Consider the following 25,888-nt stretch of genomic DNA (forward strand, 5'->3'; position numbering starts at 1 on the left):
TGAATCGGGCTGGCGAAACGGCCTGGTGAATCGGCCGGGCGAATCAGATTGTCGAATCAGCCTGGCGAACCAGCCCGGCAATGTTTCGTCCACATGCTGATGGCGAGCCCGCAGTTGCCGCGTGCGATGCCGCGCGGCGATAGCCGGAAATAATCCAGCCGGCGTGGCGTATTGTCCTGTCCGCGCCCGTGCGGTACGTTGGCTGGTCTGTACAGGCTGACACGCGCATTCGCCCGCCCGTATCGGCAGCGTTTTCCCCGCCATTTTCGGCGCATTTCGACAAGCTTTTAGTGGCGCAATGCCGACGAAATGCCAACGCAATGCCAACGCAATGCCAACACAATCGCTGCGCAATGCCGGCGCAACCCCTTCATTATTCGAAGCAATGCCTGTTATTGGGCGAGCGCCGCGCGCTCATCATGCGCGCATTGTGTGGCGGACGCCGCCGATCATCGCACGCCGCCAGGGCGCACAAGCGGACCAGGCGCTAAAGCAGGCGGGCGCCGAGATAAAGTGTGGTGAAGCGCGATAAAGCGCGTGGCGGCATGTCGCCCTGATTCAGGTGCCGGCGATACTCAGGATATTACCGTCGGGGTCTTTCAACCACGCGACCTTCATCTGTTCGCCGACATGGATATCCCCCTCCAGTCGCAAGCCGGGCATCTCGTAATGCACGAATGCCACGCCTTTCGCCTTCAGTGCCGCGACGATTTCCTCGATCTCGTCCCCAACTGTCCAGGTCGCCGCGGTGGCCTGGTTGGTGCCGGCAAATTCCGAGCGGTACACCATGAGCCGCGAACTGCCGCTCAGATAAGACAGCACCTCGCCGTCCGCTGCGTCGCCGACAGGGTTTTCCTGCAATCCCAGCACGTCGCCGTAGAATGCGCGCGCCGCCGCGAGATCGCGCACCGCGATCGTGGCCATCATTTCGGTATTTGCCAGCATGGTGCCTCCTTGGTCGATCCCGGCAGGGTAGCGCGCCCGCGGCCGTGGCAGCGCGCCGTTGACCGGGCGGCGGCGCCGGGGCTTGCCCGGGTAAGGCTGCGCGCGTAATCCTGCGCGTAATCCTGCATGTAACAGGCGTTGACCCATGGATGCCAGGTGAGCGCCGTACCGGCCCGATGTATGCAAAGATGCCGCATGATTCCATTATTTCCCCTTAATACGGTATTGTTTCCGGATGGCCGCCTTGCCCTGCAGGTGTTCGAGGTGCGCTATCTCGACATGATCAAGCGCTGTATCGCCGGATCGGAGGAGTTCGGCGTGGTGGCGCTGGCCGAAGGGGAAGAGGTGCGCAAGCCGGGCCAGCATGAGACGCTGGCGCCGATCGGCACGCTGGCGCGCGTCGTCGACTGGACGGCGCCATTGCCCGCGCTGATGCACATCACCTGCCTCGGCACGCAGCGCTTCCGCGTGCTGGCCACCGAACAGCTCAAGCACGGCTTGTGGATGGCCGACATCGAACGCCTGCCGGACGACATGGCCGTGCCCGTGCCGGCCGAGCAGCAGGACGTGGCAAACGCGCTGGGGTCGCTGATCCGTTCGCTGCAACAGCGCGGCGTGACGCCGGCGCAGATGCCGATGGGGCCACCGTACCGGCTCGACGAGAGCGGCTGGGTGGCCAACCGCTGGTGCGAACTGCTCGATCTCGAGCTGCCGCAAAAACAGCTGCTGCTGGCCCAGGACAATCCCGTGCTGCGGATCGAGCTGGTGCAGGATGCGCTGGCCGACAGCGGCTACATGGACTGACCGCTCCGGTCCCCACCCGGCGCCGGTTCGCCGCCAGGCAACGCCGTGGCCCCACCGTGGCGCCGCCGCGTGGCCCTGTGAGGGAGCCAGGCGCGCCGCTACACTGGCGGGACACCTCTAGGAGTCCGCCACCGTGTACAACCCCGCCTCGTTCGCCGAAGACCGCCTTGCCGTCCAGCATGCGCTGATCCGCGCCCATCCGCTGGCCACGCTGATCGTGGCCGGCAGCATGGAGCTGACCGCCGACTTCGTGCCGTTCATCCTGTATCCCGACGAAGGCGCCCGCGGCGTGCTGCGCGCCCACGTGGCGCGCGCCAATCCGCTGTGGCGCGAACTGGAGCAGGGCGCCGAATGCCTGCTGCTGTTCCAGGGCCCGCAGGCGTACGTGAGCCCGGGCTGGTATGCCAGCAAGGCCGAGACGCACAAGGTGGTGCCCACCTGGAACTACACGATGGTGCAGGTGCGCGGCACCGCGCGCGTGACGGATGACGGGGCGTGGCTGCAGCGCCAGATGCGCGACCTGACCGCCGGGCAGGAAGGCGCGATGGCGCGGCCATGGAGCCTCGACGATGCGCCGGCCGATTTCGTGGCCGCGCTGACGCGCGCCGTGGTCGGCATCGAAATCCCGATCGCGCACATCGCGGCGAAGTGGAAGATCAGCCAGAACCGCAGCGCCGCCGACCGGGCCGGCGTGGCGGACGGACTGGCCGAACGCGCCCCCGCCATGGCGGATCTGGTGCGTGGCCTCGGCGGGCAGTAGCTACGGCGGCGTGATGGTTTCCTCGGCCGCGTGCAGGCGCACCGACCACATCACGCCGACCGCCAGCAGCACGATGGCGGTCATCTCCAGCGGCCGCGGCCAGGCCTGCCGATAGAGGAATCCATACAGCAGCGCGAACAGCGTCTCGAACAGGATCAGCTGGCCGGACAGCGTGACAGGCACGCGCCGGCTGGCGATGTTCCACAGCTGGTTGCCGATCACCGAGGCGCCCAGCGCCAGCAAGGCATTACAGGTCCAGAACAATCCCCAATCGCGCCCGCTGGCGGCGCCGGCCGCGCCGGTCACGTCGCCCTCATGCAGCAGGAACGCCGGGAGGGCAATGGCAAGCGCGATGATGCCGGTCGACAGGCCGTACAGCGCCGACCATTCGGCACTGCTGAAATGCGCGTTGGCCTTCAGGTAGCGCGCATTGTCGACGGTATACCAGCTCCAGCACAGCAGGGCGCCGGCCGCGCAGGCCAGTCCGGCGGCCGTTTGCCACGGCGGGCGCCCGGCAGCGTGCGCATGGGTGAAGACATCGACATTGATGCAGGCGATGCCGGCCGCCACCACGGCCAGCGGCAGGGCCAGCCGGGCCAGCGGCACGGCGCCATGATCGTGCCGCCCCAGCAGCGTGACGGTGATCGGCAGCAGGCCGATGATCAGCGAGGTGGGCGCCACGCCGGCCAGCTTCACGCCGGTGGCCAGCAGCATGTAGTAGACGATGTTCCCGGCCAGCGCATGCCGCAGCAGCGCCGCGCAATCGTTGCGGTCGAGCCGGTGCGCGAGCCCGGAAAGCTTGGGCAGCAGCAGCGCGAACGCCATCGCGCCATATGCCATGTAGCGGCCCAGGGCCAGTTCCAGCGGCGAGAACGCCGCCAGCAGCGCCGGCGCGATGAACACCATGCCCCACATCGCGCCCGCCAGCAGGGCGCACAGCACACCGATCCACATCCATTGTTTCCTGTTTTTTACGCTGCGACAGTGTCGCACAGAGTGCGATAAGGTGGCCAGGTCAGCTTCCAGTACCGCAGGAGACCATCATGACCGACAAGAAAATCATCCAAGCCTTGCAAGGCGAAGCGCGGCCCCTCTCGGCCGCGGAGGATTTCGACTACCTGCTCGAATCGATCGGCGACGCATCGATCGTGCTGCTCGGCGAGGCCACCCATGGCACGCGCGAGTTCTACCGCCTGCGCGCGGAAATCAGCAAGCGGCTGATCGTGGAAAAGGGCTTCGACGCCATCGCCGTCGAGGCGGACTGGCCGGACGCGCTGCGCGTGTCGCGCTATGTGCAGCACGGCGGCGACGACATGACCGCCGAGGGTGCGCTGGCCGGCTTCCAGCGCTTTCCGCAATGGATGTGGCGCAACCATGAAATCGTCGACCTCGTGAACTGGCTGCGCCTGCATAACGCGCACGTGGCGAGCAGCGTGCGGCGCGTGGGTTTCTACGGGCTCGATCTGTACAGCCTGCGCCAGTCGATGCACGCCGTGATCGCCTACCTGGACGAGGAAGACCCGGAAGCGGCCGAGCGCGCCCGCCAGCGCTATGGCTGCATCGACCACATGGCCGAAGACCCGCAGCAGTACGGCTATGCCACCACGTTTGGCATGAAGCCGCACTGCGAGCAGGAAGTGATGCGCCAGCTGGTCGAACTGACGCGCCAGGCCAGCCTGCACGTGCGGGAGACGGGCGGGCAGGTGCCGGACGAACTGTTTTACGCGCAGCAGAATGCGCGCGTGGCGCGCAACGCGGAAACCTATTACCGCTCGATGTTCCAGAGCCGCGACGAGTCGTGGAACGTGCGCGATTCGCACATGGCCGAAACGCTGGAAGCGCTGCGCGAGCATATCAGCCAGCGCACCGGGCGGCCGGGCAAGATCGTCGTGTGGGCACATAACTCGCACCTGGGCGATGCCCGCGCCACCGAGATGGGCGAGCACGGCCAGCTGAACCTGGGCCAGCTGGTGCGCGAACGCTACCGCCCCGACGACATCTTCCTGCTCGGCTTCACGACCCACACCGGTACGGTGACGGCGGCCACCGACTGGGATGGCCCGGCGGAACTGAAGCCGGTGGTGCCATCGCGCCCGGACAGCGTGGAGCGCCTGATGCATGAAACGGCGATCGCCACCGGCCTGCCGCAATTCCTGCTGCCGATCCGCGGCCACGACAGCATGCTGGCGCGCCTGCCGTCGCGCTACCTGGAACGGGCAATCGGCGTGATCTATCGCCCCGATACGGAGCGCTACAGCCATTACTTCCATGCCGACGCGGCCAGGCAATTCGACGCGCTGGTGCACGTCGACCGCAGCACCGCGCTGCGGCCGCTGGAGCGGTCGGCATTGTGGAAACAGGACGAGGTGCCGGAGACGTATCCGAGCGGGTTGTAGGTCAAGTAGGTGGGGAGATACATCGGCGGAAAACCGTCCGATACATCAAGGCCAACCCAGATGCAAATTCCGGGGTCAGACCCGCTGGGTCTGACCCCAGCCCTTCGCTGTTGGGGTGAATGAATGCGCATCCAATGTGTCGGATAACGCTTGCCGAAGCGGCATGAAGGTCAGATATCGGTTTTCCAACCGAAACGCCGCCTGGAAGAAGGAGTCGTTCTAACTCCCCGCCGCGCCGCTGTTCAGCAGCGAAAGCGCCACGACAATAGCGACGTTGAGCGCGACGGTCCACCAGTGCTTCGCCAGGAACGCCGCCTTCGACGACTTGTGCCGCACCAGCCGCTGCGCCAGCAGGGCGCCGGGCCAGCCGCCGGCCAGCCCGAGCAGCAGCAGCGTGCGCTCGGGCGTGCGGCGCCGGCCCAGGCGGGCGGCGCGCTTGTCGATGGCGTAGGCGATGAAGGTGGCCAGGCTGGCCAGCGCATACCAGCCGGCCAGCGCGATGGCGGGGGCCGTGTTCAGGAGCGCGCGATCAGAAGTAGTTCAGGCCCAGCGCGGCCTTCACTTCGTCGGCGGTCTTCGCCGCCACTTCGCGGGCGCGCGCGGTGCCTTCCTTGAGCATCTGCATGACCTGGCCCTTGTCCTTCGCGAACTCTTCGCGGCGGGCGCGGATCGGCGCCAGCATTTCCTGCAGCACGGCTTCCAGGCGTTTCTTGACGATCGAATCGCCCAGGCCGCCGCGCACATAGTGCGCCTTCATTTCTTCCAGCGCCGCCTTGTCGGTGTCGAACGCGTCCAGGTAGATGAAGGCTACGTTGCCTTCCAGGTGGCCCGGGTCCTGCACGCGCAGGTGCAGCGGATCGGTGTAGACCTTCTTGACGGCGGCGGTGATCTCGTCGGCCGAGGCGCCCAGGTTGATCGTGTTGCCCAGCGACTTGCTCATCTTCGCCTTGCCGTCGATGCCCGGCAGGCGGCCGATTTCCGGCACCAGCGCCTTGCACTCGACGAGGATGTCGCGGTTGGCGATCCGGTTGAAGCGGCGCACGATCTCGTTGGTCTGCTCGATCATCGGGATCTGGTCTTCGCCGACCGGCACGATCGACGCCTTGAACGCCGAGATGTCGGCGGCCTGCGAGGCAGGATAGGTGAGGAAGCCGGCCGGAATGTCGCGCTCGAAGCCGCGCAGCACGATTTCCGCCTTCACCGTGGGGTTGCGCTCCAGGCGCGCCACGGTGACCATGTTCAGGTAATAGAACGTCAGCTCGGCCAGTTCCGGGATCTGCGACTGGATCAGGATCGTCGACTTGGCCGGGTCGATGCCGACCGCCAGGTAGTCCAGCGCCACTTCGACGACGTTGCGGCGCACCTTGTCGATGTCATCCATGTTGTCCGTCAGCGCCTGCGAGTCGGCCAGCATGATGAACTGCTGGTAGTCGTGCTGATAGCCGACGCGGCTGCGCAGGCTGCCCACATAGTGGCCCAGGTGCAGCGGGCCGGTCGGGCGGTCGCCGGTGAGGATCACGGCAGGCGTGGCCGAAGCGGGAGACGGCGTGGTCGAAGTCTCGGCGGAAGATGCGGTGGACGTTGCAGAGGTTTCAGGCTGGCTCATTGGCTTCTTTCGGGGTTGGCCCCTGCCACGATGCGCCATGAAAAACGCCACCCTGGCAGAGGCGGCGTCATATTGAAATCACATCACTTCAAACGGGGGCCGCACGGCATCGAGCGGCGCCACCAGCAAGTATCGGACAGATGCGATTGGAAAAAAATCATCCCGCTATGGTTGCAGGTTCAACCCGGCCTGTCAAGACAGGCCGGGCGGTCCCGCCTCAGTAGCGGCGCGGATTGTCGGGGCGGTCGTCGTGGCGGTTCGGCACGCCGTCGTTGTCGCGGTCGCGGTCGCGGCGGTTGGCGACGCCATCGTTGTCGCGGTCACGGTCGTACCGGTTCGGCAAGCCATCGCGATCGTTGTCCCGGCCGCGGTCGCCGCGCTGCCACTCGCCGCGCGCGAACTGCCAGCGGCCATCGCGTTCCTGCCAGCTCGGTGCCGACCAGTGGTAGCCGGCGCGCGCCTTCACGTACTTGCCGCGCACCCACGCGTAGCGGTGGCCGGTCCAGTTCCAGTAACCAGGCGTCCACACATAGCCGTGCCGGGCAGCGGGCATCGCTTCATGGCGGGGCGGCGGTGGCGCCTTGCGCACGACGATGATTTCCGTGGCGGCCATGGCGGGTGCGGCGACCGAACCCAGCGAGGCGGCGAACATGGCGGCAATCAGCAGTTTCTTCATGATGTACTCCTTGTGGTGAACGTATGGCTTCATTCTGGCGGCAAGGTGTTACAGCAGTGTGCCCGCTGCCAATTTCTCTGTAAGCAAACGTTTCGTTGCCTGCAAGGAAATCACACGCTACCATCGGGGTCCTGTCTTCCTGGAGAACCCGATGCAGCGCCGCCTTGTCCCTGGCTTGTTCCCGCTTTTGTCCCTGATCACGTTCGGCGCGCTGGCGCAGACACCGCCGATGACGCCCGACATCGGCAAGGCCTTCGTGGCGACCGTGCCGGAGGCCGACTACACCAAGCGCACGGTGATGATCCCGATGCGCGACGGTGTGAAACTGTTCACTGTGATCGTCGTGCCGAAGGGGGCACGCCAGGCGCCGGTGCTGCTGACCCGCACGCCGTACAACGCCTTCGGCCGCGCGCAGCGCAACAAGAGCCCGCGCATGCTGGCCACGCTGCCGCACGGCGACGACACGCTGGTCCAGGCGGGCTACATCCGCGTGTTCCAGGACGTGCGCGGCAAGCATGGCTCGGAAGGCGACTACGTGATGACACGTCCGCTGCGCGGCCCGCTGAACGGCACGAAGACCGATCACGCCACCGACGCGTGGGACACCATCGACTGGCTGGTGAAGAACCTGCCGGAATCGAATGGCAAGGTGGGCATGCTGGGGTCGTCGTACGAGGGCTTCACGGTGCTGATGGCGCTGGCCGATCCGCACCCGGCGCTGAAGGCGGCCGTGCCGATGAGCCCCATGGTCGACGGCTGGCGCGGCGACGACTGGTTCCACAATGGCGCCTTCCGCATGCCGTCGCTGGCCTTCATCAATGCGCAGACCACCGTGCGCGGCCGCGCCGAAGCGCTGGCCACCGGCATCCACGACGAGTACGAAGGCCACCTGCGCGCCGGTTCGGCCGCCGGCTACGCGCGCCAGTTCGGCCTCGACAAGCTGCCGTACACGAAAAAACTGTTCGAACACCCGGCCTACGACAGCTACTGGCAGCACCAGGCGGTGGACCGGCTGCTCGGCGCGCGCCCGCTGAAGGTGCCGACCATGACGGTCACGGGCCAGTGGGACCAGGAAGACAGCTACGGCGCCTTTGCCGTCTACGCCGCGCTGGAGCCGAAGGACAAGGCCAACGACCTGAATTACCTGGTGGTCGGGCCGTGGCGGCACAGCGGCGTCAATTACGACGGCTCGTCGCTGGGCGCGCTGGCATTCAACGGCGACACCGCGCTGGAATTCCGGCGCGACGTGATGCAGCCGTTCCTCGACCAGCACCTGAAGGATGGCGCGCCGAAGGCGGACACGCCGCCGGTGCTGTCGTACCAGACGGGCACCAACCGCTGGCAGCGGCTGCAGGGCTGGCCGCTGGCCTGCGCCACCGGCTGTCCCGCCGCCACGCAGGCGGTCTACCTGCAGGATGGTTTCCGGCTGTCGTTTACAGTGCCGGTGAATGGCGCGTCCGAGGCCGCCGGCTTCGACGAATACGTGGCCGATCCCGCGAAACCCGTACCGTTCGTGCCGCGGCCGGTGCGCATGGGCGATCCGGACGTATGGCGGCCCTGGCTGGTCAGCGACCAGCGCTTCGTGGCCGACCGGCCGGACGTGCTGGCCTATGTTTCGGAACCGCTGGCGGCGCCGCTGCAACTGTCCGGCGCGCCTGTGGTGAACCTGTTCGCGTCGACATCCGGCACGGATGCCGACTGGGTCGTGAAGGTGATCGACGTCTATCCGGACGAAGTGCCGTCGCAGCCCGGCCTGGGTGGCTACCAGCTGCCGGTGGCGATGGAGATCTTCCGCGGCCGCTACCGCGACAGCCTGGAAAATCCTGCCGCCATCGTGCCCGGCAAGCCGGAACGCTACCGGTTCGCGCTGCCGAACGTGAACCACGTGATCCGGCCCGGCCACCGGCTGATGGTGCAGATCCAGTCCAGCTGGTTCCCGCTGTACGACCGCAATCCGCAGCGCTTCGTGCCGAACATCTTCCATGCCCAGCCGGGCGACTACATGAAGGCCACGCAGCGCATCTGGCACACGCCGGCGCTGCCCAGCGCCATCGAGCTGCCGGTCGTGCCCGCGGCAGGCGCTACGGCGCGCTGACGTAGGGGGAAGGGCGGCTGCCCGGCGCCTGGGCCAGCAGGCTGCGCATCTCGCGCGCTTCCTCGACCGGCGTGCGGCCGAAGAAGCGCTTGAACTCGCGCGAGAATTGCGAGGTGCTTTCATAGCCGACCCGCCCGCAAGCGGTGGCCGCGGTCACGCCATCCTGCACCATCAGCAGGCGCGCCTTGTGCAGCCGCGTGGTCTTCAGGTACTGGATCGGCGACGTCATCGTCACCGCCTTGAAGCCGGCGTGGAATGCGGCCTGGCTCATGCCCGCCTCGCGCGCCAGCGTCGCCACGTCGATCTGCCGGTGGTAGTCGGCGTGGATCCGCCGCAGCGCCTTGCCGATCTTGGCGAACTGCGTCTGGTGGGCCAGGCCGGCGCGCAGCGCGCCACCCTGTTCGCCGGTCAGCACGCGGAACAGGATCTCGCGCAGGATGCCGGGACCGAGGAGGCGCGTTTCCACCGGGGACACCAGCGCGTGCAGCAGGCGCAGCACGGCGTCGCCCAGCGCGTCGTCCAGTTTCGAGGCCATCATGCCGCGCGGGGCGGCGGGCGGGGCGACGCCCGTTTGTGCGTCGTCGACGGCGAGTGCCAGTTCGGCCGCCAGCTGCAGGTCGATCGGGATCGAGATCGCCAGCAGCGGTTCGGCGACGGTGGCATGCACCGTCTCGCCCTCGAATGGCAGCGGCACCGACAGCACCAGGAACTGCTGGGCGTGGTAGTCGAACGCTTCGCCGCCCAGGTAGCCGCGCTTGTGGCCCTGGCAGACGATGACGATGCATGGTTCGTACAGCGCCTTGCCGCGCGGGCGCACCGAGTTCGCGCGCATGAATTTCACGCCCGGCAGGCCGCACAGCGTGTAGCCCTCGTCCGGCGCGAGCACGCCCATCAGTTCCACCATCCGCGCCTGCCGTTCCGACACCATCATCGCCACCTCCGGTTGTTTTCGGCATCCATATTGTTTTCGGCATCCACATAGTTTTCAGCATCCATTATGCCGCTGGCGCGTGCGAAAAACAGCCCGGCTGGAGGATCAGGCAATGATTTGAAACCTTCGCGCAACCCGGCGCGGGCCCGCGCCCGTAGACTTCACACTGTTCCGGGTACTGTCCCTGGATACCATCGCAATCGACCATTGAAGGAGCGCAGGCATGGCCGAACACCATTTCATCCCCGTCACCACTGACCGCACCGGGGCGCCCACGCCGGACACGGAGGCCGCGCGGCAGGTCGTGCTGGTCACCGGCGCCACCGGCCGCATCGGCGCCGCCACCGCGCGCGAGCTGGCCGCGCAGGGCCACCATGTGGTGCTGGGCGCGCGGCGCATCGAGCGGCTGGTGCTGCTGGCCGCGGAGATCCGCGCCGCCGGCGGCAGCGTCGAGTGCCACGTGCTCGACGTCACCGACGCCGACGATGCGCAGACCTTCGCGCTGGCGGCATTCCACCGCCACGGCCGTGTCGACGCGCTGGTCAACGCCGCTGGCGTGGCGGCACCGTCGCGGCTGGACGCGCTGAAACTGCTGGAGTGGGACCGCATGCTCGACGTGAACGTGCGCGGCGCGCTGTACGCGATCGCGGCGGTGCTGCCGCTGATGCAGCGGGCCGGTGGCGGCCATGTCGTCAGCCTGGCATCCGGCGCCGGCATCGGCCCCGCGCAGGCCGTGCAGGGCGCGTCGGCGCGGGCGCTGCTGGCGATCGCCGAGGCGCTGCGGCAGGAAGAGCGCGATATCGAGGTGTCCGTCATCGCGCCGGACATGCCGGGCGGCGCGCAGGCCGTGGCCGAAGCCATCGGCACCGTGCTGGCGGGCGAGGCGCACGCCTGCGCGTAGGGAAAAATCAGCGCTTCGATAGCGCAGGGAAGCAGCCCGCTACAAAGTCTTGTGGTGGTCGCGGAACCAGCGCCACGCCACCACGATCGCCGCCAGCTGCATCGCCGCGCTGACGAAGAACGTCACGCCGATACGCCAGTCGGAAGGCGGCAGGTGGCTCACCTTGGCCAGCAGGAAGCCGCCGATCAGCGGCATGATGACGATGCCGACGCTGTTGATCGCGTGCAGTGATCCCATCAGTTCTCCCTGTTCCGTGGCGGGTGTCGCCTTCGAGATGATGCCCTGCAGCGCCGGCCCGGCGGCGAATGCCAGCAGGTTGCACAGGATCAGCACATACATCATCCAGCCCTGCGTGGCCAGGCCGTACAGCAGGTACGTCACGGCGCCGGAACCGAGCCCCAGCAGCGAAAGCCGCACTTCGCCGAAGCGCTTCATGAACACGCCCAGCAGGCCGGCCTGCACGATCACGGACGCCACGCCCACGCAGAACAGCGCGATGCCGTTCTGCGTGGTCGACCAGCCATAGCGGAACGTGGTGTACAGCACCCACGTCGTGTGCAGCATGGTTTGCGCCAGCGCCACCAGCGCGAACACGGTCACCAGCCCCCGCGTGGCGGGGCGTTGCCACAGCCTGGCCAGGCCACCCAGCGGGTTGAGCTTGTGCAAGGGGAACGGGCCGCGCCGTTCGGGCGGCAGCGATTCGGGCAGGAAGAACCAGCCATAGACGAAGTTCGCCGCCGACATGCCGGCCGCCACGTAGAACGGCAGGTGCAGGTCGATGCCGCCCAGGATGCCGCCCAGCATCGGCCCGGCAATGAAGCCCATGCCGAACGCGGCGCCGATCTTGCCGAAACTCCTGGCCCGGTTGTCCGGCGTCGACACGTCCGACGCGTAGGCCGAGGCGACCGACATGCTGGCGGCGGACATGCCGCCGATCACGCGCCCGGCCAGCAGCCAGCCCAGGCTGGGCGCCAGCGCCGTGACCAGGAAATTGAGCGACATGCCCACCATCGAATACAGCAGCACGGGGCGGCGGCCCACCTTGTCGCTGAACGCGCCCAGCATCGGCATGAACAGGAACTGCATCAGGCCGAACGTGGCGCCCATCACGCCGTACCACAGCGACTGCTGCTCGCGCGCGCCGACGAACTCGCCCACCAGCACGGGCAGCACGGGAATGATCAGGCCCACGCCCAGCATGTCGATGAAGACGCACAGCAGCGCGAAGTTGAGGTTCACCGGCTTGCCCGGCGCCGCGCCGGCCGCCGCGGAATCGGCCGCGGGCCCCGCGGCTGGCGTGGTGTCGTCCTTCATGGCGCCACCGTGGCCGCGGCCACGTCGGTATCGTTCAGCACGAACACCAGCCGGCCGTGCATGGCGCGGCTGATGCGGTTCATGGCCGGGCGCAGCGCCTGGTATTCCTGCGGCGTGCACCAGCCGCGCTGGTTGCCGGCCACCACGCGGCGCGCCAGGTGGTAGCGCATGCCGTCGCGCGAATAGGTGGCCTGGTAATCCAGGCCATCCTGGCGGATCGACAGGTTCTTCGGCACGTACAGCACCTGCATGGCGGCCGGCAGTTCGATGGTCATGCTGTCCTCCACGGCGAACGGTTCGCAGCGCGCGTCGTACCGGCGTTCGCGGTCGGTGAAGCGGCCGGCGAAACCGGCCAGCGGCACCGGGCCGTTCATCCCCGGCAGGAACGACAGCACGCCCGCTTCCGGCTGGCTGACATAGTTGCGGATCCGTTCCGTATAGCGCACGCCCAGCATGTCCGGGTGCGCCTGCGCCAGCGTCTCCACGCTGCCGTCGCCTTCGTAGCCGTTCGACGCCATCGTGCGCCGCACCCAGTCGGCCGTGCCGGCGGCGGCCACGCCGTCGATGAACTCGCGCACCGCCACCGCGCTGCGGCCATGCCCGACGATTTCTGTGACGCGCTCGGCCGAACCGTCCAGCGCCACCTTCAGCGCGACCTTGCGCTCGACCCGGAAGCTGTGCGGGTCCGGCAGCGGCGTGCGGCGCAACGCCGGCGCCAGCCGCGTGGCCAGTACCGGCTTGCCCGCGTCGTTGTCGGGCAGCAGGCCGAACGGCATGGCGTCGTCGGTGGCATCCATGAACAGGTCCAGCGCGGGCAGGTAGCTGATGGCGTGGTCGAACCACATCACGGGAATCTCCGGCAGCGTGAAGTTCTCGCCGTCGGCGCGCAGCAGCACGGGCGACGCGGCGATGCCCCGTGCCGCCAGCAGGGCCTCGAGCAGGGCTACGTGATCCTTGCAGTCGCCATAGCGGCGCTGCAGCACGGTGCCGGCGTCGTTGGGCACCCAGCCGCCGTCGCCGACATAGCTGGCCACGTAGCGCACGTTGGCGCGCACCCAGTCGTACAGCAGACGCGCCGCCTCGCGCTGGCCGGCGGCGCGGCCGGCCACGTCCTCGGCCAGCGCGCGGATCGCCGGCGTCACGGCCGATTTCGGCGCTGCGCCCCGTTCATAGGCGGCGGCGATGGCCTGCCAGTCGGCGAAGGTGGACAGCATCAGGTGCGGCGTGCGGCGCCAGCCGTTGGCGGCGTTCGGTTCCGGCGTGCCGGTGTCCATGCTGTGGTAGCGCCAGCGCAGCACACTGTCGGTGCTGGCCGCGGCGGCCGGCTGCTGCGCCAGGCCGTACTGGGCCACCTTCAGCGGCAGCGAGCTTGGATAGCGCACGGTGATCTCGCTGTCGTCGCGGATCACGTCGTCCTGCAGGAACATCACGTGCGACATGCCGCCCGGCAGTTCGGGCACCTTCTGCACCAGCCGGTAGCGCAGGCGGATGGCGTCGCCGGCGGCCAGCCGGGGGAACGTCACCTGCAGCAGGCGCTTGTCGGGAAACGATACGCCGCCCAGGATGCCGTCCTGTACCTGGATCGCGGAAGGATCGACCGGGATCGGTGCGCCGCTGGCGGGGATCGTTTCGGCAGCCAGCAGTTCCAGCGTCTGGCGGCGCGCATCCCAGTTCACGTATTGCTGGCCCAGCGAACCGGCGCCGGTGGCATCGACGGCACGCCAGGTGTAGTCGACCGTCTGTTCCATCGTGTGGTCGGCCCGGATCACGATGTCGGTGCGTTCGCGCAGCGCCCGCACGTGGCCTTCGCCATCGGCGTGCGCCGCCTGCGCGGCCAGGCAGAGCAGGGCGGCCAGGCCGGCCCGGACAGCCGCGGGGCGAAGGAGGGAAAAGATCATCGGATCAGGCCGGCGCCGACCATTCGGCGACGAAGTCGTCGCGAAACGCCGTCAGCGCGCGCAGCCGTTCCTCGCCGAGCCGGCGGCCGGCCGCCGTCTGCATCGTGCCGGGCAGCGTGGCCAGCTTGACGGCGATGTGGTCGAGCGAATAGGCCTTGTCGTCGAGCGCGCGGTGACCGGCGCCCGGGTCGGTGGGGTGCGCCAGCGCGGAGCCCATGCGGCCGGCGGTGTAGAACATGCGCGCCAGCCCGACGGCGCCCAGCGCGTCGAGCCGGTCGGCATCCTGCACGATCTTCGCTTCGATCGTGGTGGGCACCAGGCTGGCGGAAAAACTGTGCGTTTCAACCGCGTGCGCCACGCCCGGCAGCAGCCCGGCCGGAAAGTCCGCCGCGGCCAGCAGGCGCACCGCTTCCCTTGCCGCCTGGCGCGACGCCAGGTGCCGCTCCGGGTGGTTCTTCGGCAGGTTGACGATATCGTGCAGGTAGCACGCCGCCATCACCACCAGCGCATCGGCTTCGGGGTGATCGGGCAGCAGCAGGGTGGCGTTGCGCCAGACGCGGTGCAGGTGGCTGGTGTCGTGGGCGCCATCGTCTCCGGGGATGGCGGCCGCGAGCGCGGCCAGTTTCGGGTGCCAGCTGGCCAGCGGCGAAATCGTTGTTGTCATGTTCAGGTCAATGCGGCGGTCGCCACATTGTGCCACGAATGAAACGCTTTTACTGCAATTTGAACAATTTTCCGGGCGGTTCTGCGTTGTCGCACGGAATTTTTAATGCGTCAAATCTTGGCTTGCGGTAACATTTCGCATCGTTAGCCGTCGCCAATCAACAGGAAAAAACAGGAAAAACAATGACCGATACCGCCACCGCCACCAATCCTGCCGAATACCTCGCCTTCACCCTGGGCAGGGAAGAATACGGCATCGACATCCAGAAAGTCAGCGAGATCCGCAACTATGAAAACCCGACGCGGCTCGCCAGCGCACCGGACTTCGTCAAGGGCGTGATCAACCTGCGCGGCACCATCGTGCCGATCGTCGACATGCGCATCCGCTTTGCGCTGGGCACGCCGGAGTACGGCCCGTTCACCGTCGTCATCATCCTGAACATCGGCAACCGCACGGTCGGCATGGTGGTCGACGCGGTGTCCGACGTGACGACGCTGGCACCGGAGCAGATCAAGCCGGCGCCGGACCTGGGCTCCACGCTGAACACCGAGCATATCGTCGGCCTCGGTACCGTGGATGACCGGATGCTGATCCTCGTGGACATCGACCGCATGATGTCGAGCGAGGAAATGGGCCTCGTCGAACGCATGGCTGCCTGAGCGGAGAGGCCATGAATATCCTGCGCAACCTTCCCATCGGTAAACGCCTCGGACTGGGCTTTGCCGTCACGATCGCCCTGGCGATCGTCATCGCCGCCATCGCGCTGTGGCGGCTCAACGACGTGGCCCGCGCCACGCACGAGATGATGGCTTCGCCGCTGGCGAAGGAGCGCATGATCAGCGACTGGTACAGCAATATCGACAGTGCCATCCGCCGCACGTCGGCGATCGCCAAGTCCACCGACACGTCGCTGGCCGCCTACTTTGCCGACGAGAGCAAGCGTTCGTCGGCATCGTCGTCGGAGCTGCAGAAGAATATCGAGGTGCTGCTCGTCACGGACGAGGAAAAGGCGCTGTTCGCGAAGATCATGGCGCAGCGCAAGATCTACCTCAGCTCGCGCGACGAGGTCGCCAAACTGAAGGCGGCCGGGCAAGTGGACGAGGCGGCGCGCGTGTTCGATTCGGTGTTCGTGCCGGGCGCCGCCACCTACCAGCAACTGGTGAAGGACCTGCTCAAGCTCGAGCGCATCCGCATCGACCAGACGGCGGCCGATATCGCCGGCATCAATGAACGCAGCCGCACGCTGGTGATCGCCCTGGCGCTGGCCGCGCTGGCATTCGGTTCCGCCAGCGCCTGGTGGCTCACGGTGGGCATCACGCGCCCGCTGCGCCAGGCGGTCGACGCGGCGACACGGGTTGCTTCCGGCGACCTGACGGGCCGCATCGACGCCACCGGTAGCGACGAAACGGGCACGCTGCTGCGCGCGCTGGCCGACATGAACCAGTCGCTGTTCAACATCGTCACCGAGGTACGTGGCGGCACCGAGAACATCAAGGTCGCTTCCGCCGAGATCGCCACCGGCAACCACGACCTGTCGGCCCGCACCGAGCAGCAGGCGGGCGCGCTGGAAGAGACCGCGTCGACGATGGAACAACTGACGTCCACGGTGCGCACCAACGCCGACAACGCTCGCCAGGCCAACAGCATGGCCGCGGCCGCGGCCAGCGCCGCGGCCAAGGGCGGCGACGTGGTGCAGCAGGTGGTGGGGCGGATGAATTCGATCGATGCGTCGTCGAAGAAGATCGTCGACATCATCGGCACGATCGACGGGATCGCCTTCCAGACCAATATCCTGGCCCTGAACGCGGCGGTGGAGGCGGCCCGCGCGGGCGAACAGGGGCGCGGCTTCGCGGTGGTGGCCGGCGAGGTGCGCAACCTGGCGCAGCGCAGCGCCACGGCCGCGCGCGAAATCAAGGAACTGATCGGCGCCTCGGTCGCCGAAGTGGCGGAAGGCAGCCGGCTCGTCGCGCAGGCCGGCACCACGATGGACGAGATCACGGCCAGCGTGCGGCGCGTGTCCGACGTGATCGGCGAGATCGCCGCCGCCGGGGTCGAGCAGAGCACCGGCATCGAGGAAGTCAATGGTGCGATCGTGCAGATGGATGCGGTGACGCAGCAGAACGCCGCGCTCGTCGAGGAATCGGCCGCCGCCGCGGAATCGATGCAGCGGCAGGCCAGCGCGCTTGCCGAGGTGGTCGGCGTGTTCCGGACCGGCCAGGCGCCAGCCGTGGCGGCGCAGCCGAAGGCGGTCGCCCGGCCGGCACTGGCCGCGCGCAAGCCGGCGCCGGCGAAGACGTCCGGCAGCGACTGGGAAGAGTTCTAGGCCGTCAGCCGCCGGCCGCCGCGCGCTGCGACAGCGCGTCGGCGGCGCCATTGCGGTGGCGCGGCACCCAGCGCAGCGCCATTCCCTCCAGCCTTGCCATCAGCGCGACGGCGCGGGCGCGGTGTTCTTCCAGGCCCTTGGCGCCCGGCATCCCGCTCATCAGCACATCCTGCACCACCACCTGGCTGTCGCCATACACGGCCAGCTCGCATGCTCCCGCCGCCACGGCCGCTTCCAGCAGCGCGATCAGCGCCAGGTATTCGGCATCGCCGCTGGTCCCGGTGCCGGCCGGCCGGCTGATCTCGATCCGTTCGCCGGCTGGCCCCAGCAACAGTGCGCCGATGCCGATCCGGCCGGGGTTGGGCGTGGCCGAGCCGTCGAACCAGCCGCGCCATGCGGACGGGGAGGACGGCACCGGCCGGCGCGCCAGCCTTTCGGCGGCAGCGCGGGCCTGGGCCAGGGCGCGGGGAGTGGACGGCGTGGTGGTCATCGGCTTGCGGGAAAAAGCGGCGATTCTACCGTGGCGGGAGCGCCGGATAAAAAAATGCCATCCGGACGGATGGCATTTTTGTATTGATCAACGGCGATACGGATTTTCCGGCCGGTGATCGTAGCGGTTCGGCACGCCGTCGCCATCGCGGTCGCGGTCGTGGCGGTTCGGGATGCCATCGCGGTCCTGGTCGCGGCGCGTCGCGTGGCCGTAATAGGCCTGGCCGTGGCGATGGTCGCGGTCATGGCCGCGGTGGTAATCCCGATCGTAGCCGCGGTCCCGGTAGCCACGGTTGTAGTGATTGGGATCGCGGTCCGCCCAGTTCGGCTTGCCGTCGCCGTCGCGGTCGCGGTCGAAGCGGTTCGCCACGCCGTCGCGATCGAGGTCGCCGCGCGGGCCGTGGCGGTTCCAGCGCGCCTGCTCGTAGCGCCAGCCGCCGCCGTATTCCACCCAGCGCGGCGCCGCATACGCGTAGCCGGGGCGTTCCGCCAGCCACTGGCCGCTCACCCACACGTGGCGATGGCCATTCCAGTCCCAGTAGCCGGGCGCCCAGACATGACCGTGGCGCGGCGGCGGCTGCGCTTCCCAGCGCAGCGGCGGAGGCGCCGAGCCGATGACGATGCTGACCCCCTGCGCCATGGCCTGGGTCGGCGCGAACGCGGCGGCGCCGATGGCGATGGCGGCTGCTGCGATGAATGAAGTCTTGATCATGGTATTTCTCCGCGTGGTATTGGTGGTCTTTCCGGCGGAAGCGCCTGGCGCCCCGTTGAAAACACTATAGCGCGCGCGCTTTCCGCCACGAAAAGCGATTTCAGTTTCTTACAAATGGCGCAGGGTTTGCTACCGCATGTTTCGCCCATGTATCAGCGGTGTAACGGCGGGTGTCGCAGAGGTGTTTCCGCTTCCCTCCGCTAGCGGCAGGCATGGCCCAACTGTTAACCGAATTCGTCGAACGACGCCACCGTGCCTGGCGGCGCGGCAGGAACCTGGCCGGGCCGCGCACGGTGCCGTGGGTGCCGCTCGCCGCGGCGGCCTGCGTGCTGCTGGGGGGAGCGCTGCTGGGCGCGAATGTGCTGCGCCTGCGAGACGCCGCGCCGGCTGCCGCGGCCGATACCGATGCGCTGCGTGCGGCCCGGCTGCAGCCGGTCGTGCCGGGCGCCCGGTTCACCGTGGACGACACGCCGGGCGTGGCCATGCTGCCGCAGCCCGGCGGCGCCATCGCCGTGGCCAGCCGGATGCGGTCATCGACGCCGCAACGGATCGACCTGTGCCGCCAGATGGCCGACGCGGCAGGCCACTTGCTCCCGCTGCGGCTGGGCCAGCGCTTCGCCGATGTCGAAGCGGCGGTGCGCGGTGCCGGGGGCACGGCCGGGATGCGCGGTGCGCTGCTGGTGGCGGACGCGTCGCACGCGACGGCCGCGATGCCGCGGCTGCGCCTCGCCGGCCAGGCCGGCCTGCCGCTGCAGCTGACATGGAGCGGCGCGGCGGCGCGCTGGCTGGGCAACGGCGGCGAAGGCATCGTGCGCGGCGCGGCGGGCCGGGTAACATTGCGCGACGAAGGCTGGCTGGCATGGGAAGGCGGCGCCCTGCACCTGGTGCGCCGCCCGGCCGCCGCCTGCCCGCGGGCCGGTGAACTGGTGGCGCGCCTGTACCGGCCCGACGCCGCGCAGCGTGGCAGGGCCCAGGTCACCGCGTTCGCGGCGGGTGGCGCCAGTGCGACGGCATGGCTGGCGCCAGGCGAGCATGTGCTGGCCACGGCCGCGGCGCCCGCGCTGGAAGACGAAACCCTGTTCGCGGCCTTGCAGGAACGCGGCCTGGTGCGGCTGGCGGACGATGGCGCCATCGTGCTGGCACCGCGGGATTTGGCGGCATGGCGCGCCGCGCCGGCCCACCAGCGCGCGGCCGACCTGGGCGCCTGGCGCCACGTCCACGTCGACGACGCCGCCGCCGCACTGCTGCGCCGCCTGTACCGCCAGGCCGACGGCAGCTACGTGCGCCAGCAGGTGGCGCTGTACAACAGCGAGCGCGCGCTGCTGGCGTGGCGCGTACGGAGCGGCGATGCCTCGCGCTGGCATGCCGACGGCCCGGTGACGGCGGCCATGGCGCCGCAGGCGGCACGGCTGTTCGCCATGCTGCCGCAGGGCTGGCAACCCTGGACCCGCCTCGCGGCGCTGTCATCGACTGCCCCGGTTGGCCGCCTGTCGCTCGACCTGCCGCGTCCCGCCACGGGCGGCGAACCGCTGGCGCTGCTGCTGGCCGGGCGCGTGCTGCGGGTCGACGGCGCGACAATGGCCTCGCGCGCCGCGTGCGACGGGCGCGCCTGCACCGCGCCGGACGATGTCAGCCGGCTGGACCTGCGCGCGTTGCCCGGTGCGCGCCGCATCGTGCTGACCGTGGCGCCGCTCGATGCCCGCGCGCTGGAGCGGCCGGGCGAGCGCCAGTACCGGCACCTGCGCGTGGTGGCGAACCGGATCGTCTGGCAGCCCCTGGCTGCGCCGGCGACGCATGCGCTGTCCGGCCAGGGCGGCGGCCATGCCGCCGGTCCGGTACTGCTGGCGGACCGCAACGGCACGCCGCTATGGGCCGATGGCGCGGCCACGGCCGCCGCCGGCGGGGCCGGGCTGGCACCGCTGCTGGGCCTCGCACCCGAACACGATGCCGGCATCGCAGGCATGCTGGCGCGGCCCGATGCGGGCGGCACCCGTGCGCGCCTGTCGATCGACCTGCCGCTGCAGGCGCTGGCGCAGCGCGTGCTCGACTGCGTGGCGCTGCGGCGCGGCCGCTGGACGGGCGAGCGCTGCACCGGTGCCACCGCGCCGCCGCCGCAACGCCGGGCCGGTTTCGTCGTGCTCGATGCCGAGAATGGCGACATCCTGGCCGCGGCCGGCGCCGGCCAGCCTTCCGTGGATGCCGGCAACTGGCTCGAAGCGCGCGCGCTGGACCGCGCCAATCCGGCCGGCAGCCCGCTGCGCCTGCCGGCGCTGCAGCACGATGGCGGCGCCCACCACAGTCCCGGCTCCACCTTCAAGGTCATCAGCGCGCTGGGCCTGGAACTGGCCGCGCGCCGCGCAGGCGGGGAGGCGCGCCAGCTGGACGCGTTGCTGAGCGGGCTGCCATTGCCGGCCATCAACGCCCTGGCGCGCGAACGGGGCTTCGACTTCGCCACCGGCGCGCCCGCCTATCCGGCCAGCGCGCGCGGCGCCCACGTGACCAATTACCGCGAGCAGGGCATCGACGGCCGCGCGCGCGAAGGGCGGCTCGGCCTGGCGCAGGCATTGACGTACAGCCTGAATACCTGGTTCGCCTGGGCCGGCGAACTGTCCGACCGCACGCTGGGTGGCCGTGCCGAGGGCGGCATGCCCGATGCGCAGCCGCTCGAAGCGGGCGCGCTCGATGGCGCCCGCCCGATCCTGGCCGCGGCGCGCCGGCTCGGCTTCGACCGCCCGCTGCGGCTCGACGGCGGGCTGCTGCCGCCCGCGTTCCGGTGGAACGACTACGATGCGCTGCAAGCCACGCCCGCGCGCATCGATCCCGTGCACACCCGCCACGAGCTGCGCCAGATGAGCATCGGCCTGCGCATGCAGGCCACGCCGCTGCAGATGGCGCTGGCCGCCGCGGCGATCGGGCAGGGTGCCACCGTTGCGCCGCGCCTGCTGCTGGAACTCGATGGCCGGCCGGCCGCGAACCCCGCGCCGGAAAAACTGGACGTGCGCCTCGACCGCATCCGCGCCGGCATGAAAGGCGTGATCGATGCCGGCACGGCGGCGGGCGCGTTCCATGCCCTGCCGCGCGGCGTGCGGGCCGGCCTGCATGGCAAGACCGGCACCGCGCCGACCAGCGATAGCGGCGCCACCGTCTGGTTTACCGGCTGGCTGGAGCCGGGCAGCCTGCCGGGCCAGCGCCACCGGCTGGCGTTTGCCGTCCACGCCAGCCATTCGGAGGGCACCGGCGGCGACCATGCGGCGCCCGCCGTGGCGGCAGTGCTGGCCGCGCTGGCCGGCCAGGGGCGCGGCAATAACACTGAACAACAGGGTAAATGACGCGCACCACGCGCGAATGGGCGGCACCCGGCCATGGCATGATGCGGGCTGTCTTTACCATTTCCTTTCCTATTTCTAATCTCATGAGGCTGCCAGGAACGCGCTACCAGGAACCCGGCTGGGAAGCGGTGAGGAAGCTGCTCGGCCAGGTATCGCTCGCCGCCTACCGGCAGTGCGACCTGGCGCAACTGGCCGATCCGGCGCGGCAGTAGGCCATGCTGGACTGGTACACGGACGCCGTGGCGGCCGGCCTGCGCAGCGCCAGCCGGTCGCCGCGCGGCACCGTACCCGGCAACAGCTATGGCGACAGCGCCGGCGACCTGGCGCTGGCCCTGCTGTTCGAACTGCAGGCGCAGCCCGCGTACTTCGCCGCTTTTGCGACCGCGCTTGCCGCGGCCATCCCCGCCGGGCAGGCCGATGATGCGCCGGCGTGGCAGCACGCGGCCGGCGAGGGACTGTTGCGCAAGAAGGTCAACGACATGTTCGCCACGCTGCGCGACAAGGTCGACGCCGACCAATACCAGGCCGCCACCGGCCAGCCCTGCACGCCGAACCGCATCTACACGTACCGCATGCTGGACATGGCGTATGCGGCGATCGCCCAGGTGTTCGCCGGCTGGCCCGGCACCGCGCAGCAGGTGGCGGCGATCCTCGGACGGGAGGCGGAAGGCATGCCGATCGAGGTGCGGCGCATGAAGTCGATCGCGCAGTGCCAGGCGGCGTGGGTCATCAACTGGAGCGCGACCCTGGAACGCTTCACCGGCGCGCCCGGTCCCTTGCACACGAAGTCGAAGCGTTTCGCCAGCCTGCGCAACAGCGCGGACAAGATCGGCGCCATGCTGGCCGAGATCGGCGACTACGAGGAACTGTCCGCCAACCGCGACGACGATGGCTGGCGCCGGGACGGCGACGATGCCGCCGCCTGGCTGGACGAGCTCGATCGGGTCGCCGCCGCGGCCTGCCCGCACGGCGAGGCCGACCGCATCCTGGCGCCGATGGATGCGGACGACAATTCCGGGGACGAACAGGCGGCCGTTTCCACTGCCCCCGGCTATGATGGCATGCCTGGCCACGCGGCCGCGCTGGCGGCATTGAACGACGAAGCCATGCCGGTGCGGCTGGCGGTCTACCTGAAACTGCTGGGGCCCGCGGACGACAGCTATCCCGACGACTGGCGCGATGCCGGCACGGGCGAACTGCCGACACTGCAGCGGCTGGCGCTGCAGGGCGGCATGTCCGTGCCCACGCTGCGCAAGCGGCGCAACGCGGTACTCGAACGCCTCACCGGCCTGACTGGAGAACACCATGAACCTTGATGCCCGGCTGCGCGAGCGGCTGCTGCTGGCCCGCGCGGTCCCCGGCGACCGCCTGCTGCTGGCCGACGCCACGCTGCTGGCGGCGCTGGACGGCACGCGGCCCCTCAGCCCCGGCGAACTGGCCGCGCTGAACGGCTCGCCGGCTACCTTGCGCCGCTTCCGCCACCTGGCGCTGGCACGGCGGCGCGGCGCCTGGCAATCGTCCACCGGCATGCTGCGCGCGGCCGACAGCGGCGGCCCGACGGCGCTGGCGACCGACGACGGCCTGTGGACCCTGCACTTCCTCGACGGGGAGAGTGGCTGGCGGATCGTGCTGGTGCTCGACGCGGCGGCGCCGGTGGCCGCCGGCCTGCTGCGCGAGCGCACCTTGCTGCGCGTGAGCGACGGCGCCGGCGCGACCCTGCTGCAGGGCCGACTCGACGCCGATGGCGAATGCGAACAGGCCTGGCCCTTCGCCGCGCCGCCGGGCGAGCACCTGCAGCGCCATGGCGCCACGTTCGCCGTGACGGCACTGGCCGCGCCATGAACGAACGCCGCGAACCGTCGCTGGATGGGTACCCTGGCGACGATCGGGCCGAAGATCACGGCGCCGGCACGACGGTCGCGGCGCGTTGCGATACCTTGCCGGCGCCGCCAGGCGCGACCATCGTCGTGTTCGGCGCGGATGGCCAGGCGCGCCGGCCGGCGCCCTCCGCGGGCAAGGCGCCCCTTGCCGGCAAGGGGGAAATCGCATGGTGGTTCGTGGCCGGCCCCCACGGCGTGGCGCTGGTGCCGTTCGCCGCCGCGCCCGAACTGGGCCTGCGGCTGGCCTTCGTCATCGACACCGCCGACCCCCGGCTGGCGCGCCAGCGCTTCGACCTGTTCCTGTCCAGCGAAGTGGCGGGGCAGGCCGGCAGCCTGTCGCTGGTCGATCTCGCCGGACGCCTCGAAGCGGCGCTGCGTGCCGCGCTGGCGGGCGGTACGCTCGACCTGCCTCCCTGCACGTCGCTGGAGGAATGGCAGGCGTTTCGCGCCGGCCTGGACGAGCTGCTGTACATGCGGTTCGGGGTCACCGTCGACGATTGCGTGCCCGTCGAGCTGGACGACGTGGATTTCGCCGGGGTGCTGCGCCGCCGTGCCGCCGCGCTGGCGCCGACACCGGTCGAGGCGGCACCCTCCGCGGCTGTGGCGGCGTCCGCGGCGGAGCCGGCTGCGCCGGTGGCCGGTCCGGACGACGCCGCCGCGCTGCGCCGCCTGTTCCTGGAGCTGCCCGAAGCGTCGCGCGTGCTGCGGCTGCTGCCGGCGCCGGCGTTCGCGGCGCGGCAGGCGCAGCTCCAGCGGCTCGCGCTGGCCGCACTGGACGTGAACACGATGCCGGCGCTGGCGTGGGCGGCACCGGGCCGGCGCCGCGCCTTCGATGAGCAGCGCAACCTGGCCGCCGCGAGTGCGCAGGCCGTGCGCGCGCTCGATGAGCTGTGGAGTGCGCTGGCGCAGATGAAGGTGGCGGGAGGCGGCGACGATGAGCTGGACCGCATCCTCGCGAACTGCGAATGCCACCTGGCCGTGCGCCGCGGTAATGCCGGCGGCGCATCCATTCACACCGATTCCGCGAGCCCCCATCCATGATCCAGCCGGCATCGAACTCCCCCGCCATCTGCCGCACCATGCTGCGCGACGGCCGCGTGCTGTCGGTGGCCGCCACCGTGCGCCCGCGCGCCAACCGGGCCGATGTCAAGTGCGTGGCGCCGGGAGCGCCCGCGCTGGGCGAGCGGATCGCCGAAGTGGTGCGCCTGGCGCGCCTCACCGAAGCGCGCCTGGACAGCCGGCTGCAGCTGGTGCTCGGCTTCGACGCCGCCCCGCAGGACGGCGAGCGCAATTGGGAACTGGCGGCCGTGCTGGCGGACCGGATGGCGCGCGGCGCGTGGCAGCCGCCGCACGGCACGGCGGACCTGATCGCGCTCGGCTGGTCGGATGCCTGGCAGCTGGGCCGCGTCGATGGCTACGACGCGCCACCCGCGCTGCCGGAGGCGCATTCGGCCGGCACCGAACTGCTGCTCGGCGGTGCCGGCCTGCCGCACCTGGGCGCCTTGACCGGGCACGCCGACCCGGGCGCATCGGTGTCGTCGGTCCGCACCTGGTTCCCGCTGCACAGCGGCGGCATCAACGACACGCTGGCGTGGGTGGAAGTCAGCGTCAGCCCGCTGGCCGCTGCGGACGTCGATGCCGCTGGCGAGGAAGAGGACACGATCGCCGTGCCGGGTGTCGATGCCGCGGCGCAGCTGGCAGTGCGCCAGGCGCTGGCGGGAGCCCGCCATGGCGACGCCCGCGGCCTGGGGCGCTGGCGCACGGTCGTGCGGTTCAGCGAGCCGCGCTTCACCGGCACCTCGTACCAGTTCGCGCTGGTGATGGCCGACCGTCTGGCGCGGGGCCGCGAATTCGTGCCGCGCGGCCGGCTGATCGCCACCGGTACCTCGGCGGCCTGGCATGCCGGGCTGGTGGACACGGTGGCCGGTGGCGAAGCGAAACTGGCGCTGATCCTGGCCGAGGCGGCGGCCGGCGACCGGGTGCTGCTGCCGGGTGCGTGGCGCGATGCCATGCCGCCGGGTTGGCGCGAGGCGCTGCGGGCCAAGGGCGCGTCGTGCGCCTGCGTCGACCGTATCGGGATGATCTGATTGGGTTGACGAGGGCCATGGGAATCGACAATGGTGGCGTGCCTGTTAAAATCGGCGGGGGCGCATGGTGAAACTGGG

24 protein-coding genes are annotated in these 25,888 nt (G+C 69.8%); 13 read left to right on the forward strand and 11 right to left on the reverse strand.

Going from position 1 to position 25,888, the window contains the following annotated elements; genetic code table 11:
* Nucleotides 1-558 precede the first annotated feature (558 nt).
* Nucleotides 559-945 (reverse strand): VOC family protein, encoded by a 387-nt coding sequence (locus tag OU994_RS14855; protein ID WP_281611388.1) that lies wholly within the window; start codon nt 943-945, stop codon nt 559-561.
* Between the two features lie 195 nt (nt 946-1,140).
* On the opposite strand from OU994_RS14855, the gene OU994_RS14860 reads away from it, so the two are divergent.
* Both OU994_RS14860 and OU994_RS14865 read left to right on the forward strand, forming a co-directional pair.
* Nucleotides 1,141-1,749 (forward strand): LON peptidase substrate-binding domain-containing protein, encoded by a 609-nt coding sequence (locus OU994_RS14860; protein WP_281611389.1) that lies wholly within the window; start codon nt 1,141-1,143, stop codon nt 1,747-1,749.
* A 133-nt stretch (nt 1,750-1,882) separates the two neighbouring features.
* Entirely contained in the window at nt 1,883-2,509 is a 627-nt protein-coding gene (locus OU994_RS14865) for an FMN-binding negative transcriptional regulator (RefSeq protein ID WP_281611390.1), read from the forward strand.
* Here the strand turns inward: OU994_RS14865 and OU994_RS14870 are convergent, their stop codons facing one another.
* Nucleotides 2,510-3,463: a DMT family transporter gene (locus OU994_RS14870; RefSeq protein ID WP_281611391.1), complete on the reverse strand. Its 954-nt coding sequence runs from the start codon at nt 3,461-3,463 to the stop codon at nt 2,510-2,512.
* Between the two features lie 89 nt (nt 3,464-3,552).
* Between OU994_RS14870 and OU994_RS14875 the strand changes: the two genes are divergently transcribed.
* Nucleotides 3,553-4,905: an erythromycin esterase family protein gene (locus OU994_RS14875; RefSeq protein ID WP_281611392.1), complete on the forward strand. Its 1,353-nt coding sequence runs from the start codon at nt 3,553-3,555 to the stop codon at nt 4,903-4,905.
* Between the two features lie 219 nt (nt 4,906-5,124).
* Here OU994_RS14875 and OU994_RS14880 read toward each other — a convergent pair whose 3' ends face one another.
* The 3 genes from OU994_RS14880 to OU994_RS14890 form a co-directional block, all read right to left on the reverse strand.
* Nucleotides 5,125-5,424 carry a DUF1294 domain-containing protein gene (locus tag OU994_RS14880; RefSeq protein WP_307731924.1) on the reverse strand — a complete coding sequence of 100 codons (300 nt, stop codon included), beginning with the start codon at nt 5,422-5,424 and terminating at the stop codon, nt 5,125-5,127.
* A gap of 10 nt (nt 5,425-5,434) precedes the next feature.
* Nucleotides 5,435-6,511: a tryptophan--tRNA ligase gene (gene trpS / locus OU994_RS14885; protein ID WP_131146220.1), complete on the reverse strand. Its 1,077-nt coding sequence runs from the start codon at nt 6,509-6,511 to the stop codon at nt 5,435-5,437.
* 217 nt (nt 6,512-6,728) lie between these two features.
* Complete coding sequence (locus OU994_RS14890) at nt 6,729-7,187, reverse strand: YXWGXW repeat-containing protein (protein WP_281611393.1); 459 nt, start codon at nt 7,185-7,187, stop codon at nt 6,729-6,731.
* Nucleotides 7,188-7,338: 151 nt separating this feature from the next.
* Here OU994_RS14890 and OU994_RS14895 point away from each other — a divergent pair, with 151 nt between their 5' ends.
* Nucleotides 7,339-9,282: a CocE/NonD family hydrolase gene (locus OU994_RS14895; RefSeq protein WP_281611394.1), complete on the forward strand. Its 1,944-nt coding sequence runs from the start codon at nt 7,339-7,341 to the stop codon at nt 9,280-9,282.
* Here OU994_RS14895 and OU994_RS14900 read toward each other — a convergent pair.
* Nucleotides 9,269-10,213: an AraC family transcriptional regulator gene (locus OU994_RS14900; RefSeq protein WP_131146217.1), complete on the reverse strand. Its 945-nt coding sequence runs from the start codon at nt 10,211-10,213 to the stop codon at nt 9,269-9,271. The two genes, OU994_RS14895 and OU994_RS14900, sit on opposite strands and share 14 nt — an antisense overlap.
* Nucleotides 10,214-10,436: 223 nt before the next feature.
* Between OU994_RS14900 and OU994_RS14905 the strand changes: the two genes are divergently transcribed.
* Complete coding sequence (locus OU994_RS14905) at nt 10,437-11,114, forward strand: SDR family oxidoreductase (RefSeq protein WP_281611395.1); 678 nt, start codon at nt 10,437-10,439, stop codon at nt 11,112-11,114.
* A 39-nt stretch (nt 11,115-11,153) separates the two neighbouring features.
* Here OU994_RS14905 and OU994_RS14910 read toward each other — a convergent pair whose 3' ends face one another.
* From OU994_RS14910 to OU994_RS14920, 3 genes are read right to left on the reverse strand one after another with little or no spacing between them, the layout of a single operon-like run.
* Nucleotides 11,154-12,428 (reverse strand): TCR/Tet family MFS transporter, encoded by a 1,275-nt coding sequence (locus OU994_RS14910; RefSeq protein ID WP_281611396.1) that lies wholly within the window; start codon nt 12,426-12,428, stop codon nt 11,154-11,156.
* The gene (locus OU994_RS14915; RefSeq protein WP_281611397.1) at nt 12,425-14,326 is read right to left on the reverse strand and encodes a DUF3857 domain-containing transglutaminase family protein; all 1,902 of its coding nucleotides are present in this window, start codon (nt 14,324-14,326) and stop codon (nt 12,425-12,427) included. Before OU994_RS14915 ends, OU994_RS14910 begins: the two co-directional genes overlap by 4 nt.
* Before the next feature lie 4 nt (nt 14,327-14,330).
* Complete coding sequence (locus OU994_RS14920; protein ID WP_281611398.1) at nt 14,331-14,990, reverse strand: HD domain-containing protein; 660 nt, start codon at nt 14,988-14,990, stop codon at nt 14,331-14,333.
* A gap of 182 nt (nt 14,991-15,172) precedes the next feature.
* Here OU994_RS14920 and OU994_RS14925 point away from each other — a divergent pair, with 182 nt between their 5' ends.
* Both OU994_RS14925 and OU994_RS14930 read left to right on the forward strand, forming a co-directional pair.
* Nucleotides 15,173-15,649, forward strand: a complete 477-nt coding sequence (locus OU994_RS14925; RefSeq protein ID WP_281611399.1) for a chemotaxis protein CheW — start codon at nt 15,173-15,175, stop codon at nt 15,647-15,649.
* Between the two features lie 11 nt (nt 15,650-15,660).
* Nucleotides 15,661-17,313, forward strand: a complete 1,653-nt coding sequence (locus tag OU994_RS14930) for a methyl-accepting chemotaxis protein (protein WP_281611400.1) — start codon at nt 15,661-15,663, stop codon at nt 17,311-17,313.
* Nucleotides 17,314-17,317: 4 nt separating this feature from the next.
* Here the strand turns inward: OU994_RS14930 and OU994_RS14935 are convergent, their stop codons facing one another.
* A complete protein-coding gene (locus tag OU994_RS14935; protein WP_281611401.1) occupies nt 17,318-17,803 on the reverse strand; it encodes a reverse transcriptase-like protein in 486 nt (161 codons plus the stop codon).
* A gap of 87 nt (nt 17,804-17,890) precedes the next feature.
* A complete protein-coding gene (locus OU994_RS14940) occupies nt 17,891-18,514 on the reverse strand; it encodes a hypothetical protein (protein ID WP_281611402.1) in 624 nt (207 codons plus the stop codon).
* A gap of 212 nt (nt 18,515-18,726) precedes the next feature.
* On the opposite strand from OU994_RS14940, the gene OU994_RS14945 reads away from it, so the two are divergent.
* The 6 genes from OU994_RS14945 to OU994_RS14970 all read left to right on the forward strand — a co-directional run bounded on the left by OU994_RS14945 (nt 18,727) and on the right by OU994_RS14970 (nt 25,810).
* On the forward strand, nt 18,727-21,843 hold the full coding sequence (locus OU994_RS14945; RefSeq protein ID WP_281611403.1) for a penicillin-binding transpeptidase domain-containing protein: 3,117 nt from the start codon (nt 18,727-18,729) through the stop codon (nt 21,841-21,843).
* Between the two features lie 83 nt (nt 21,844-21,926).
* Nucleotides 21,927-22,055 (forward strand): hypothetical protein, encoded by a 129-nt coding sequence (locus tag OU994_RS14950; protein ID WP_281611404.1) that lies wholly within the window; start codon nt 21,927-21,929, stop codon nt 22,053-22,055.
* Between the two features lie 3 nt (nt 22,056-22,058).
* Nucleotides 22,059-23,159, forward strand: coding sequence for a hypothetical protein (locus tag OU994_RS14955; protein WP_281611405.1), 1,101 nt, complete (start codon nt 22,059-22,061; stop codon nt 23,157-23,159).
* Nucleotides 23,149-23,685, forward strand: a complete 537-nt coding sequence (locus tag OU994_RS14960) for a hypothetical protein (RefSeq protein ID WP_281611406.1) — start codon at nt 23,149-23,151, stop codon at nt 23,683-23,685. Before OU994_RS14955 ends, OU994_RS14960 begins: the two co-directional genes overlap by 11 nt.
* Nucleotides 23,682-24,764, forward strand: coding sequence for a hypothetical protein (locus tag OU994_RS14965; RefSeq protein WP_281611407.1), 1,083 nt, complete (start codon nt 23,682-23,684; stop codon nt 24,762-24,764). The genes OU994_RS14960 and OU994_RS14965 overlap by 4 nt, the downstream gene beginning before the upstream one ends.
* Entirely contained in the window at nt 24,761-25,810 is a 1,050-nt protein-coding gene (locus OU994_RS14970; protein WP_281611408.1) for a hypothetical protein, read from the forward strand. Before OU994_RS14965 ends, OU994_RS14970 begins: the two co-directional genes overlap by 4 nt.
* The last annotated feature ends 78 nt before the right edge of the window (nt 25,811-25,888 follow it).

It is taken from the genome of Pseudoduganella sp. SL102 (genome assembly GCF_027856995.1).
GTDB classification, from domain to species: domain Bacteria; phylum Pseudomonadota; class Gammaproteobacteria; order Burkholderiales; family Burkholderiaceae_D; genus Rugamonas; species Rugamonas albidiflava.

Excerpts from the sequence above, each read along its gene's own strand:
- OU994_RS14925 (WP_281611399.1), top strand. The coding sequence starts at position 15,173 with ATGACCGATACCGCCACCGCCACCAATCCTGCCGAATACCTCGCCTTC.
- OU994_RS14875 (WP_281611392.1), top strand. The coding sequence starts at position 3,553 with ATGACCGACAAGAAAATCATCCAAGCCTTGCAAGGCGAAGCGCGGCCC.
- OU994_RS14970 (WP_281611408.1), top strand. The coding sequence starts at position 24,761 with ATGATCCAGCCGGCATCGAACTCCCCCGCCATCTGCCGCACCATGCTG.
- OU994_RS14920 (WP_281611398.1), bottom strand. The coding sequence starts at position 14,990 with ATGACAACAACGATTTCGCCGCTGGCCAGCTGGCACCCGAAACTGGCC.
- OU994_RS14965 (WP_281611407.1), top strand. The coding sequence starts at position 23,682 with ATGAACGAACGCCGCGAACCGTCGCTGGATGGGTACCCTGGCGACGAT.
- OU994_RS14855 (WP_281611388.1), bottom strand. The coding sequence starts at position 945 with ATGCTGGCAAATACCGAAATGATGGCCACGATCGCGGTGCGCGATCTC.
- OU994_RS14895 (WP_281611394.1), top strand. The coding sequence starts at position 7,339 with ATGCAGCGCCGCCTTGTCCCTGGCTTGTTCCCGCTTTTGTCCCTGATC.
- OU994_RS14950 (WP_281611404.1), top strand. The coding sequence starts at position 21,927 with ATGAGGCTGCCAGGAACGCGCTACCAGGAACCCGGCTGGGAAGCGGTG.
- OU994_RS14860 (WP_281611389.1), top strand. The coding sequence starts at position 1,141 with ATGATTCCATTATTTCCCCTTAATACGGTATTGTTTCCGGATGGCCGC.
- OU994_RS14945 (WP_281611403.1), top strand. The coding sequence starts at position 18,727 with ATGGCCCAACTGTTAACCGAATTCGTCGAACGACGCCACCGTGCCTGG.
- OU994_RS14940 (WP_281611402.1), bottom strand. The coding sequence starts at position 18,514 with ATGATCAAGACTTCATTCATCGCAGCAGCCGCCATCGCCATCGGCGCC.
- OU994_RS14890 (WP_281611393.1), bottom strand. The coding sequence starts at position 7,187 with ATGAAGAAACTGCTGATTGCCGCCATGTTCGCCGCCTCGCTGGGTTCG.
- OU994_RS14870 (WP_281611391.1), bottom strand. The coding sequence starts at position 3,463 with ATGTGGATCGGTGTGCTGTGCGCCCTGCTGGCGGGCGCGATGTGGGGC.
- OU994_RS14900 (WP_131146217.1), bottom strand. The coding sequence starts at position 10,213 with ATGATGGTGTCGGAACGGCAGGCGCGGATGGTGGAACTGATGGGCGTG.
- OU994_RS14935 (WP_281611401.1), bottom strand. The coding sequence starts at position 17,803 with ATGACCACCACGCCGTCCACTCCCCGCGCCCTGGCCCAGGCCCGCGCT.
- OU994_RS14915 (WP_281611397.1), bottom strand. The coding sequence starts at position 14,326 with ATGATCTTTTCCCTCCTTCGCCCCGCGGCTGTCCGGGCCGGCCTGGCC.
- OU994_RS14955 (WP_281611405.1), top strand. The coding sequence starts at position 22,059 with ATGCTGGACTGGTACACGGACGCCGTGGCGGCCGGCCTGCGCAGCGCC.
- OU994_RS14910 (WP_281611396.1), bottom strand. The coding sequence starts at position 12,428 with ATGAAGGACGACACCACGCCAGCCGCGGGGCCCGCGGCCGATTCCGCG.
- OU994_RS14905 (WP_281611395.1), top strand. The coding sequence starts at position 10,437 with ATGGCCGAACACCATTTCATCCCCGTCACCACTGACCGCACCGGGGCG.
- OU994_RS14930 (WP_281611400.1), top strand. The coding sequence starts at position 15,661 with ATGAATATCCTGCGCAACCTTCCCATCGGTAAACGCCTCGGACTGGGC.
- trpS (WP_131146220.1), bottom strand. The coding sequence starts at position 6,511 with ATGAGCCAGCCTGAAACCTCTGCAACGTCCACCGCATCTTCCGCCGAG.
- OU994_RS14960 (WP_281611406.1), top strand. The coding sequence starts at position 23,149 with ATGAACCTTGATGCCCGGCTGCGCGAGCGGCTGCTGCTGGCCCGCGCG.